Origin of the sequence: Variovorax sp. CCNWLW235 (genome assembly GCF_037204085.1) — a bacterium.
Taxonomy (GTDB): domain Bacteria; phylum Pseudomonadota; class Gammaproteobacteria; order Burkholderiales; family Burkholderiaceae_C; genus Variovorax.
This window is the reverse complement of the sequence record NZ_JBBCBW010000026.1, coordinates 63,794-74,812: the sequence shown is the minus strand read 5'-3', so window position 1 is coordinate 74,812 and position 11,019 is coordinate 63,794. Positions and strand designations below refer to the sequence as shown.

Annotated in this window: 8 protein-coding genes; 4 read left to right on the top strand and 4 right to left on the bottom strand. The window is 66.1% G+C overall.

Annotation, left to right across the window (positions count from 1 at the left end):
- Positions 1 to 94 precede the first annotated feature (94 nt).
- Both V9L21_RS22870 and V9L21_RS22865 read right to left on the bottom strand, forming a co-directional pair.
- Positions 95 to 1,342, bottom strand: a complete 1,248-nt coding sequence (locus V9L21_RS22870; RefSeq protein WP_337315140.1) for a branched-chain amino acid ABC transporter substrate-binding protein — start codon at positions 1,340 to 1,342, stop codon at positions 95 to 97.
- A 66-nt stretch (positions 1,343 to 1,408) separates the two neighbouring features.
- Positions 1,409 to 2,113, bottom strand: coding sequence for a TetR/AcrR family transcriptional regulator (locus V9L21_RS22865; RefSeq protein WP_337315139.1), 705 nt, complete (start codon positions 2,111 to 2,113; stop codon positions 1,409 to 1,411).
- A gap of 86 nt (positions 2,114 to 2,199) precedes the next feature.
- Here V9L21_RS22865 and V9L21_RS22860 point away from each other — a divergent pair, with 86 nt between their 5' ends.
- From V9L21_RS22860 to V9L21_RS22845, 4 genes are all read left to right on the top strand, one after another.
- Positions 2,200 to 3,840 carry an AMP-binding protein gene (locus V9L21_RS22860; protein ID WP_337315138.1) on the top strand — a complete coding sequence of 547 codons (1,641 nt, stop codon included), beginning with the start codon at positions 2,200 to 2,202 and terminating at the stop codon, positions 3,838 to 3,840.
- Positions 3,841 to 3,851: 11 nt separating this feature from the next.
- Positions 3,852 to 7,157, top strand: a complete 3,306-nt coding sequence (locus tag V9L21_RS22855) for a carboxyl transferase domain-containing protein (protein WP_337315137.1) — start codon at positions 3,852 to 3,854, stop codon at positions 7,155 to 7,157.
- Positions 7,158 to 7,222: 65 nt separating this feature from the next.
- Entirely contained in the window at positions 7,223 to 8,551 is a 1,329-nt protein-coding gene (locus V9L21_RS22850; protein ID WP_337315136.1) for a GDSL-type esterase/lipase family protein, read from the top strand.
- Positions 8,552 to 8,671: 120 nt separating this feature from the next.
- Entirely contained in the window at positions 8,672 to 9,049 is a 378-nt protein-coding gene (locus V9L21_RS22845; RefSeq protein WP_258502565.1) for a hypothetical protein, read from the top strand.
- Positions 9,050 to 9,068: 19 nt separating this feature from the next.
- Here V9L21_RS22845 and purU read toward each other — a convergent pair whose 3' ends face one another.
- Positions 9,069 to 9,914 (bottom strand): formyltetrahydrofolate deformylase, encoded by an 846-nt coding sequence (gene purU / locus V9L21_RS22840; RefSeq protein WP_126748312.1) that lies wholly within the window; start codon positions 9,912 to 9,914, stop codon positions 9,069 to 9,071.
- 48 nt (positions 9,915 to 9,962) lie between these two features.
- The gene (locus V9L21_RS22835; RefSeq protein WP_337315135.1) at positions 9,963 to 10,958 is read right to left on the bottom strand and encodes a LuxR C-terminal-related transcriptional regulator; all 996 of its coding nucleotides are present in this window, start codon (positions 10,956 to 10,958) and stop codon (positions 9,963 to 9,965) included.
- Between the last annotated feature and the right edge of the window lie 61 nt (positions 10,959 to 11,019).

The following is an 11,019-nucleotide window of genomic DNA, read 5'->3' as shown; positions in this document are numbered from 1 at the left end:
AAATAAAGGAGGAGGGGCGCAGCCCCGGGGGACATTCGCGGAGGGGAGTACCCGGTGGCCTTTGCACACGCCCTGAAAATCTCGACCCGAACCGTCAGGGCCGAACCATCTTGCAGTCAGTCCCCTGAGCCAGTTCGTTCCCCGTATACACAGCGTCCGTCCGGAACCCGTAGTTGGTCCCTTCCCAACCCACCTTCACGCTCTTGCCATCCACCGGCGCAATGGTGTTGACCACCTGAGGCAGCAGCAACTGATGGTCCTCGCCGCGCATGCGCACAGGCCCCACCACCGAGTCGAAGCTCAGGTCCTCGAGCGCACGCGCCACCTTCACAGTGTCCGTGCTGCCGGCCTTGTTGATAGCCGCAGCCAAGAGACGGGGCGTGAAGTCGATGCGCGGCGCGAGAAAGTCCTTGCCCGTTTTCGCCTTGTAGGCCTTTGCGAGCGCATCGGCGCGTGGCGTATCCGCCTGGCCCGGATGCCATTCGGCCACCCAGGTCAGCTGCCCCAGCTTGGCCTGCGACACCGCCAGCACCGTTCCCGGCACCGAACCCGCGCTGTGGTTGAAATAGCGCAGGTCGTAGCCCGCGTCTCCCGCGGCCTTGAGCAGCAACGTCATATCTTGCCCCCAGTTGCCGGTAATCACCGAGTCGGCACCGCTCTGCTTGATGTTCGCGACATAAGGCGAAAAGTCTTTCACCCGGCCGATCGGATGCAGCGTTTCGCCGACGAACTGCACATCGGGCCGCGCAAGGCCTACCAGCTGGCGCCCGTAGCTTGCCCATTGCTTGCCGTGCGCATATTCCTGGTTCAGCAGGTACACCTTCTTCACGTCCGGCGTCTTCTTGATGTAGTTGGCCAGCGCCTTCATCTTCATCGCCGTGTTCGCCTCCGTCTGAAAGTGCCAGAAGCTGCAGGTCTTGCCCGTCATCTCGGGGTCGATCGACGAATGGTTCAGCACGATCAGCTCCTTGCCCGGATTGCGCTGGTTCCAGCGTGTGACCGACTGGACGAGCGCCGCCACCACCGACGAGCCCGACCCGCCCGTGACGATGGCCTTGGCACCCTGGTCGATGGCCGCCTGCAATGCGCTCTGGCTCTCTTGCGCCGAAAGCTTGCTGTCGAATTGCAGCAGCTGCAGCTTGGTGCCGCCGAGCACGCCGCCCTTGGCGTTGATTTCTTCGATGGCGTATTGCGTGTGCGTGAGCATGAGCTCGCCCACGTTCGCGAACGGGCCTGAGAGCGGGTCGATGTATGCGATCTTGTAGGTCTGCTGCTGGGCCTGTGCCATGCCCGCAAGGGCCAGCAGCACCGCGAGGGCGATGGGGTCGCGTCTCGATTTCATGTCAGTCTGTCTCCGATGTTGTTTGAAAAGAAACTTCCGCGGAGGGCGCAGTGCGCGCCTTTCGCTTCAATGCGCTTCTTTGGCGCGAAGGCCGATCACGCGGCTTGCCAGCTTCGTGAGTTCGGCGACCACTTCGTCGGCCGAAAGGCGGCCGTCGGGCCGGTACCAGCTGTAGAGGAAACCCGGCAGGCTGCAGGCGGCCAGCGCGGTGATCTTGGTTTCGGTGAAGTCCAGGTCGCCATCGCGCCGCGCTTCTTCGAGCAGCGGGCACAGCAGGTCGTAGAAGTGGTGCGCTAGCTTTTTCTGAGCGGCGATGTATTCGGGCCGGTACACCTGCGGCTCGCGGTACGCAAAAAACGCGCAGGGGTGGTGCGAAACGGTCGCGCGAATCAGCCGCTCGATGCCTTCGATCACTTTTTCGCTCGCTCGCCGCGGATCGCTGGCCGCAAAGTCGAGCGCGGTGAAGCAGTCGACCGCAGGCCGCCAGGAAAGCGTTTCGAAGATCTCCTGCTTGTCGCGAAAGTAGTAGTACACAAAAGGCTTGGTCACACCCAGCGCGCGAACGATCTGCGCCATGGTGGTGTTGGCATAGCCCTGCGCCGCAAAGAGCTGCGCGGCCGCCTGCAGGATGCGCTCGCGCTGAAGATCGGTGCCTTGCGTGGCCGCGCGTTGGCGCCCGGTGCCCTGGGGCAGGTGCGGCTGTGCCGTGGCGGATGCAGACGCATCGGCACTGCCAGAGGGTTTGTGCCGTGTCGCCGAAGTTATACCCATGGGTAGGATTGTTGGTGCACCATGCACTCATTGGCAAGCGCCGGCCCCGTGCAGGCGGCTATCGATAACCCTGAGAAAGTGACGCCATGGAGACAACCGCAACGGCTCGCGTGTTGAGCGAGCTTCCACCCCGTCCGCAGCAGCCCCTGCACGAGTACCTGCGCACCCATGCGCGCGAGCGCGGCGACAGCGCGGCATGCGTCTGGTACGGCCATGCGATGACATGGGCGCAACTCGACCTTGCGAGCGACGCCTTCGCAGCGCGGCTGCAAGCCATCGGCGTGAAAAAGGGCGAGCCGGTGGTGCTCTTTCTCAACAACTGCCCGCAGTACCTGGTGGCGCACTTCGGCATCCAGAAGATCGGCGCCATCGTCTGCCCCAGCAGCCCGCTCAACAAGGAGCACGAGCTGGGGTATCTGGTCAACGACCTCAAGGCGCGCGTGATCGTCGCCGCCGCGCCGCTCTTACCGGTGGTGCGCAAGGTGCAACCGGAGAGTGCGCTCGAACATGTGTTCGTGGTGCACTACGCCGACTTGCTCCCTACCGAGCCCACGCTCGACCTGCCCGCCGAGTTGCTTGCCGAGCGCGGTTCCGCTCGCAGCGTGCCTGAAGGCTGCGAAGACTTTCTCTCCGCCATGCGAAGCGGCGCCGCACCGCAGCCCGTGAACATCGGCCTGGACGACGTGGCGCTCATGACCTACACCTCGGGCACCACCGGCTTGCCGAAGGGTGCGATGCTCACTTACGGCAACGCGCTCTTCAAGACGCGAGCCGCCACCGATTGCAATGGCGTGGGCAGCGGCGACGTGCTGCTTTCCATTGCGCCGCTCTATCACATCGCCGGCATGCTGATGGGCGTGAACGTGCCAGTGCTCAGCGGCGCCTCATCGGTGCTGCTGCATCGCTTCGACTCCCACGCCGTGCTGCAGGCGATTGCCCGCTACAAGGTGAGTTGGTGGTACAGCATTGCGCCGATGAACGTGGCCTGCATGCAGGTGCCCGACATCGCAAGCTTTGACCTGTCGAGCCTGAAGCGCAATCCGGTCACCAGCTTCGGCATTACCTTTACCGAGCCGCTGGCGGCGCAGTGGCGCTCGCATGCGCCCAACTGCACATCGTTCGAGGCCGCCTACGGGCTCAGCGAAACGCACACCTGCGACACCTACACGCCACACCACTCACCCCGATGGGGCACGCAGGGCATTGCGGTGCCCGGCGTGACCATTCGCATCGTCGACCCCGACACGCAAGCCGACCTGCCCACGGGCAAGGTCGGAGAGATCGTGCTGACCAGCCCCGGCTGCTTCAAGGGCTACTGGAACAAGCCCGAGGCCACCGCGGCCACGCTGCGCGGCAAATGGGTGCACACCGGCGACATGGGCAAGCTCGACGCGGACGGGTACCTCACCTTCATCGGCCGCTTCAAGGAAATGATCAAGGTCTCGGGCTACAGCGTGTTCCCCGAAGAGGTAGAGACCATCCTCATCAAGCACCCCGCCGTGGCACAGGCCGCGGTCATCGCCCAGCCGGACGCGGAGAAGGGCGAGGTGGTCAAGGCCTTCATCGTGCGCAAGCCCGGCGCTGTGCTCGAAGCAGATGCGCTCATTGCCTGGTCGCGCGACAACATGGCGAGCTACAAGGCGCCGCGCGCCGTGAGCTTCATCGACGCGTTGCCGACCACGGGTGCCGGCAAGGTCCTTCGGCGCCTGCTGAAAGACAAAGCCTGAAAGGTTCTCTCTTGTTCTCCAAGATACTGATTGCCAACCGCGGCGAGATTGCCGTGCGCCTGGTGCGCGCATTGCGCGACCTGGGCATTGCCAGCGTGGCGGTGCATGCGCGCGACGATGCATCGGCGCTGCACGTGCAGCTGGCCGATGCCGCGGTTGCGCTCGACGCAACAGGGCCGTCGGCATACCTCGACATCGGCGCGCTGGTCGCTGTTGCGCGCGCGCAGGGCTGCGATGCGGTGCACCCCGGGTACGGCTTTCTGAGCGAGCGCGCCGACTTCGCCCAAGCCTGCGCGGAGGCAGGGCTGGTCTTCATCGGACCGACGCCCGAGCAGCTGGCGCTGTTCGGCGACAAGGCGCGTGCACGCACGCTTGCCGCGGAGTGCGACGTGCCCGTGATGCCGGGCAGCGCCGGTGCGGTCACGCTCGCGCAAGCGCAGGCTTTCTTTGCCGAGCAGCAGGCGCAAGGTGCGGGCGTGATGATCAAGGCCATCGGCGGCGGCGGCGGTCGCGGCATGCGCGCCGTGCTCCATGCCGAAGAATTGCCCGAGGCGCATGCGCGCTGCATGTCCGAGGCCAAGGCCGCATTCGGCGTGGAGGGCGTGTATGTGGAGCGCCTGATGCGCAATGCACGGCACATCGAAGTGCAGGTGCTGGGCGACGGGCAGGCGGTGGCAAGTCTCGGTGAGCGCGAGTGCACCTTGCAGCGGCGCTTCCAGAAGCTGGTGGAGATTGCGCCCAGCCCTTCGTTGCCCGATTCGCTGCGCGCGCAGGTCACGCATGCGGCGCTGCGCATGGCCAAGGCTGTGAACTACCGCAGCCTGGGTACCTTCGAGTTTCTGGTCGATACCGAATCGGCCACGTTGCCCTTCGTCTTCATCGAAGCCAACCCCCGGCTGCAGGTGGAGCACACGGTGACCGAGGCCGTGAGCGGGCTCGACCTGGTGCAGCTGCAGATCGCGGTGGCCGCGGGCCAGCCGCTGAACGCGTTGGGCATTGATGCGGACCGCACCGCGCCGCAGCGCGGCTTTGCGGTGCAATGGCGCATCAATGCGGAGACGCTCGATGCGCACGGCAACGCTCGGCCATCCGGCGGCACGCTTGCGCGATTCGACCTGCCGGCCGGGCCGGGCGTGCGCATCGACACGCACGGCTTCGCAGGCCTTGCCCCATCGCCGCACTACGACACGCTGCTTGCCAAGCTGATCGTGCATTCGCCGTCGCCGCACTTCGCCGATGCGTTGCGCCGGTCGCTTCGCGCGCTGGACGAATGCCATATCGATGGCATTGCCACCAACCTTGCATTGCTGCGCGCCATTGCGGCACGGCCCGAGTTCGCCAGCCAAGCGGTGCACACCCGCTTCGTGGAAGCGCACCTTGGCGACCTGCTCGCCTCGGCGGTTGCGTTCGAGAAGAAGAGTCCGAGAAAGAACGCATCCGCTTCCGAAGCCGGGAACACGGCGCCGGCAAGTTCTTCGGATGACGAAGACGGCCTGACGGTCAGGGCCCCCATGCCCGCGAAGCTGGTGCAGTTCGAAGTCGCGCTGGGCGATGTGCTGCCCGCGGGTGCGCAGCTCGGCGTGCTCGAAGCCATGAAGATGGAGCACCTGCTGCATGCGCCCGCTGCGGGCAGGGTAATCGCGCTGCTTGCTCAACCCGGCGACTACCTGGTCGAGGGTCAGTCGCTGATGCGGCTGGAGCCCGTCGATGCGCAGGCTGTCGAAGCCGAGGCACACGCCGGGCACGACCTCGATGCGATCCGCCCCGATCTGCAGAAGGTGATCGACCGTCATGCCTACACGCTCGACATCAATCGCGAGGCGGCGGTGGCAAAGCGGCATTCGCAGGGCGGGCGCACCGCGCGCGAGAACATTGCCGACCTGTGCGACACCGCATCGGACCCGGGCAACTTCATTGAATACGGCGCGCTTGCCATTGCCGCGCAAACGCGGCGGCGCACGCTCGAAGACCTGATTGCCAACACACCGGCAGACGGCATGGTGACGGGCCTTGGCAGCATCAACGCCAAGCTGTTCGGGCCGGAGGCTTCGCGCTGCGCCGTGCTGGCCTACGACTACACGGTGCTGGCCGGCACTCAAGGCATGCGCAACCATCACAAGACCGACCGGCTGCTGGCAGTGGCGCACCAGCTGAAGCTGCCGGTGGTGCTGTTCGCCGAGGGCGGCGGTGGACGGCCGGGTGATACCGACATGCCGATCGTCGCGGGCCTCAACAACCACACCTTCAGCCAGTTTGCGGCGTTGTCGGGCAAGGTGCCGGTGGTGGGCATCGTGCATGGCCGCTGCTTTGCGGGCAATGCGGCGCTGCTGGGTTGCGCCGACGTGATCATTGCCACCAAGGCAAGCAACATTGGCATGAGCGGCCCCGCAATGATCGAGGGCGGCGGGCTCGGCAGCTTTGCGCCGGAACAGATCGGCCCGAGCAGCGTGCAGTCGCGCAACGGCGTGATCGACATCCTGGTCGACGACGAAGCTGCCGCGGTGGCCGCGGCAAAGCAATACCTCTCGTACTTCCAGGGCCCCGTGACGGACTGGCATTGCGCCGACCCGCGCGCGCTGCGCCACGTGGTGCCCGAGAACCGGCTGCGCGTGTACGACGTGCGCGCCGCAATGCGCGGCGTGGCCGACACCGGCTCGCTGCTCGAGCTGCGCGCCGGCTTCGGCGCGGGCATTGTCACTGCGCTGGCGCGCATCGAGGGCAAGCCCGTGGGCTTGATGGCCAACAACCCGCATCACCTGGGCGGCGCCATCGATGTGGAGGCCGCCGACAAGTCCGCGCGCTTCATGCAGCTGTGCAATGCGCACGGGTTGCCGATCGTCTCGCTGTGCGATACGCCAGGCTTCATGGTCGGGCCGGAGATCGAGGCGCAGGCCCAGGTGCGGCATGTGTGCCGCATGTTCATGGTGGCTTCGCACCTGCGAGTGCCTTTCTTTGCGGTGGTGCTTCGCAAGGGCTATGGCCTGGGCGCGCAGGCCATGACGGCCGGCGGCTTCGACGCCCCGGTGTTCACGGTGGCCTGGCCCACGGGCGAGTTCGGCGCCATGGGGCTCGAAGGTGCGGTGCGGCTGGGCTATCGCAAGGAGCTTGCTGCGGAGCCTGAAGGTGCCACGCGCGATGCGCTGTTCAAGAAGCTCGTGGCGCAGCAGTACGCCAACGGCGAAGCGATTCACATGGCGCAAACGCTGGAGATCGACGCGGTCATCGATCCTGCCGAAACGCGCACCTGGCTGGTGCGTGGACTTGCATCGGCCGGCCGGTCGGTCGAAGCTGCCTTGCCTTATGTAGACACTTGGTAACGATGCACTAGACCTCGTCACACGAGAGGGCAAGGAGGCTCCGTAAACTGGGTCGCTTTGCGCGCATGAAACTGGGTTCCCATTGGCTTTCCGTTCTTTGCCAAGGTGTTTTGCGGCATGGAGTTGCCGCCGTCGGGCTGTTGCTGCTGGCCGCTGCTGTTGCCGTGCAGGCTGTTCAGCCGGATGAAAGGCCGAAGCAGCCGGTAGAGGCGCATTGGGTGACCAGCTGGGCCGTTGCACCGGTGGATTTTCGTGAGCTGAGTGCGAATCCTCTCACCAAGGCTGCGGCGCCCAAGCCCGGCGGCGACGTGTTCCGCGGGCAGACACTGCGCCAGCAGTTCGAGACCGCGCTGGGAGGCGAGCGCATCCGCATCCGCTTCTCCAACAGATTCGGCAAGGCTCCGCTGCGCATCGCGGCCGCGAGCGTAGGGCTCAACACCGGGGCAGACGCGGTGTCGCCGGCGACGCTGCGCATGCTGCGCTTCGGCGGCCGCAACAGCGTGGTCATTGCGCCGGGTGCAGATGTATGGAGCGACGGTGCGGACCTGAAAGTCGAAGCTGGACAGGCCGTTGCGGTGAGCGCCTTCTTCGATCGCCCCGTGCCTTACGCGACCGTTCACACGCAGGTGTCCGACACGAGCTGGGTGGTGGCTGGCAATGCCGTTGGCACGCCCAAGTTGCAAGGGGCCGCGCCGCTGCCGCTCAATCACATCGTGACCGGTCTCGATGTCATGGCCACACAGCCGGTGCGCGTGGTGGTCGCTTTCGGAGACTCCATCACCGCGGGCGGCGGCGAAGCGGGCGAGGGCGCGTATCCCGATCTGCTTGCCACGCGTTTGCGCAACAGCCCTTTGGCGACCCAGCCGGTGTCGGTCATCAATACGGGCATTGGCGGCAACCGCCTGCTGACCGACGGCATCGGCCCGAGCGGCCTCTCCCGCTTTGCGCGCGATGCGCTGGGGCAGACAGGGGTAACGCATGTCGTCGTGCTGCTGGGCACCAACGACATCGGCCGCAGCGTGCTGGTCGGCATGGCGCGGCTGCCTACGCCGGAGCATGAGGTGCCGACGGCTGAGCGCATCACCGAAGGCTTGCAGCAGCTGATCAAGCAAGCGCGCGCCAAGGGCGTGAAGGTGCTGATCGGCACCGTGCCGCCGTTCAAGAACACGCCCTACTGGAGCGACGCCTCTGAGGCGATGCGCAGCGAGGTCAACCGCTGGATCCGCAGCCGGCACGATGTCGACGCGGTGATCGACTTCGACGCGGTGCTGCGCAACCCGGCCGATCCGATGGCGTTGAACCCGCTGTACGACAACGGCGACCACCTGCACCCCAACAAAGCGGGCCATGCCGCCATGGCAGCGGCCGTCGATCTTCGCGAATTGCAAGAGTAAGCGCTAACAAAAGCACTACTTTTTGCGATACACGTTTACACAAACTCCGGTGTAGGGCTTACAGAGGGTTCACATGGCCCCGGCAGCATGAAGGCTCCAACAACTCATGAGGGCCAACCCATGAAAAAACTAGCAATCACGCTTTCGATCGGTGCCGCTTCGCTGCTCTCCGCGGGAGGCGCGCTCATGGTGCCGACAGCCGCCCATGCGCAGCCCGGCGTCTACGTCGAGGTGCCGCCTCCGCCGCCGCGCTACGAGCGCCCGCCGCCGCCGCGCCGTGGTTACGTGTGGGCCCCGGGGCATTACGAATGGCGAGGTGGACGCCATGTGTGGGTTCGCGGCATGTATGTGCGCGCGCGCCCTGGCTATGCCTACCGCGCGCCTGAATGGCGCGAACGCGACGGCCGCTGGGAATACCGCCGCGGCCAGTGGGACCGTGACGGCGACGGCGTGCCGAACCGCCATGACCGTCGTCCGAACAACCCCAACCGCAACTGATTGAGGGTCAGGGGCGCCGCTAGCGGAATACGACCGTGCGGTGCCCGTTCAGCAGCACGCGGTGTTCGCTGTGCCACTTCACCGCGCGGGCCAGCACCTGGCTTTCGGTGTCGCGTCCGCGGGCCGTGAGGTCTTCGACCGTATCGGTGTGGTCGGCGCGCGCCACGTCCTGCTCGATGATCGGGCCTTCGTCGAGGTCGGCCGTCACATAGTGGGCGGTGGCGCCGATCAGCTTCACACCGCGGTCGTGCGCCTGGTAGTAGGGCTTGGCGCCCTTGAAGCTAGGCAGGAACGAATGGTGGATGTTGATCGCGCGACCGGCCAGGCTGTTGCACAGGTCGTTGCTCAAGATTTGCATGTAGCGCGCGAGCACCACCAGTTCGGCGCCTTCCGCCTCGATGATTTCAAGCTGCTTTGCCTCGCCCTGCGCCTTGGTGGCGGCCGTCACGGGAATGTGATGGAACGGCACGTTGTAGCTGGCGGCCAGCTGGTAGAAGTCGCGGTGGTTCGAGATGATGGCGCGCACGTCGATGGCGAGCAGCCCGCTCTTCCAGCGGAACAGCAGGTCGTTCAGGCAGTGGCCTTCCTTGCTGACCAGGATCACCGTCTTCATCGGCTGGGCCGCGGCGTGCAGCTGCAGGTTCATGCCAAAGCCCGCGCCGAAGGTGGCGAGCTGTTCGCGCAGCGCTGCCTCGGTGTGGTCGCTGCAGGCAAAGCGCACGCGCATGAAGAACAGGCCCGTGTCGTGGTCGTTGTACTGGGCGGCTTCCTCGATGTTGCCGCCGCGCTCGAGCAGAAAGCCCGAAACGGCATGCACGATGCCCACGCGGTCCGGGCAGGAAAGGGTCAGGATGTATGCACTCATGAGGCCCCGATTGTCGCAGCGCGCGCCGGGGCCCGGCGCCGGGCGCGTTCAAAGCCCCAGGGCGCTGCGCAGTGCGCTGCGGCTCGTGACGCCGAGCTTCGAATAGGTTTCGCGCAGGTGCACGCGCACGGTGGCGGGCGAGACGGACAGGCGCGTGGCAATGTCCTTGCCTGAATAGCCGGCGCAATAAAGGCGGCTTATTTCGGTCTGCCGCGGCGTGAGCATGGCGCCTGTGCCTGGCGCGTTGCGGCGCAGCGCCACGCGCAGCCCGCCATGTGCCGGCGTGACTTCGCACTGCCATCCGGCCGCGTGCAGCTTGCGGATTGCGCTGCGCTCGCCTTCCAGCCATGACTTGGGCAGGCGGGGTTCCGACACCTTTGCAATCGCGGCGAGCCGCGGCCAGGCGCGGCAGAAATCGCCATTGGGAAAGAGGATCCAGCCGTCGTTATCGGTCACGGCCAGCGGCTGATCTCCGTTGCCGGTGTCTTCGAGGCCCTGGTGCGCACCGGCGTAGAGGCGGTTGATGAGCAAGGCCTCGCCGATGCCGGGCGCAAGCGCGGTGAGCGCATCGACCTCGGCCGTGCCGTAGCGCGGCGACGCGGCCCCGCGGTTCAGGTAGCAATGCGCGAAGGTTTCGCTGCCTTCGAACGGAATGGACACGCCCAGCTGATGGTGAATGCCGTAGCGCGCCTGGAAGCTGCGCCACGACGGATGGCTCTGCTTCCAGCGGGGGTCGTCGTCATTGACGCACACCGCCCGCAGGGGCTGTGCGTGCATGGCGGGGGTGGTGAAGTCGAGCTCGGCGCCGCCGATGGCGTACCAGTCGGCGCTCATTCCAGACAGGTCGTAGCCGACGCCGACCGAGGCCACGAAGCTGCGCGGATGCCAGATGTTGATGGCGCCATGGTCGGCGCCCATCAGCCGGACGAGCCGTTCGAGCAGTTTCTGCGGAAAGCGCTCGCAGGCGGTAGTGCGCGCAAGGCGCAGCAGGCCCAGTGCCGCGGAGTCCGGATCGGTGAGAGAGAACGGGGACTTGGGCGCCATCGAACGGTTTGTCGAATCGCGAGGCGGCGGAGGCTACCACAACCCATGGTAGGCGGCGCAG

What these genes read in the sequence shown, in the direction of transcription:
- V9L21_RS22870 (WP_337315140.1), bottom strand. Translation starts at nt 1,342, where the DNA reads ATGAAATCGAGACGCGACCCCATCGCCCTCGCGGTGCTGCTGGCCCTT.
- V9L21_RS22865 (WP_337315139.1), bottom strand. Translation starts at nt 2,113, where the DNA reads ATGGGTATAACTTCGGCGACACGGCACAAACCCTCTGGCAGTGCCGAT.
- V9L21_RS22860 (WP_337315138.1), top strand. Translation starts at nt 2,200, where the DNA reads ATGGAGACAACCGCAACGGCTCGCGTGTTGAGCGAGCTTCCACCCCGT.
- V9L21_RS22850 (WP_337315136.1), top strand. Translation starts at nt 7,223, where the DNA reads ATGAAACTGGGTTCCCATTGGCTTTCCGTTCTTTGCCAAGGTGTTTTG.
- V9L21_RS22845 (WP_258502565.1), top strand. Translation starts at nt 8,672, where the DNA reads ATGAAAAAACTAGCAATCACGCTTTCGATCGGTGCCGCTTCGCTGCTC.
- purU (WP_126748312.1), bottom strand. Translation starts at nt 9,914, where the DNA reads ATGAGTGCATACATCCTGACCCTTTCCTGCCCGGACCGCGTGGGCATC.
- V9L21_RS22835 (WP_337315135.1), bottom strand. Translation starts at nt 10,958, where the DNA reads ATGGCGCCCAAGTCCCCGTTCTCTCTCACCGATCCGGACTCCGCGGCA.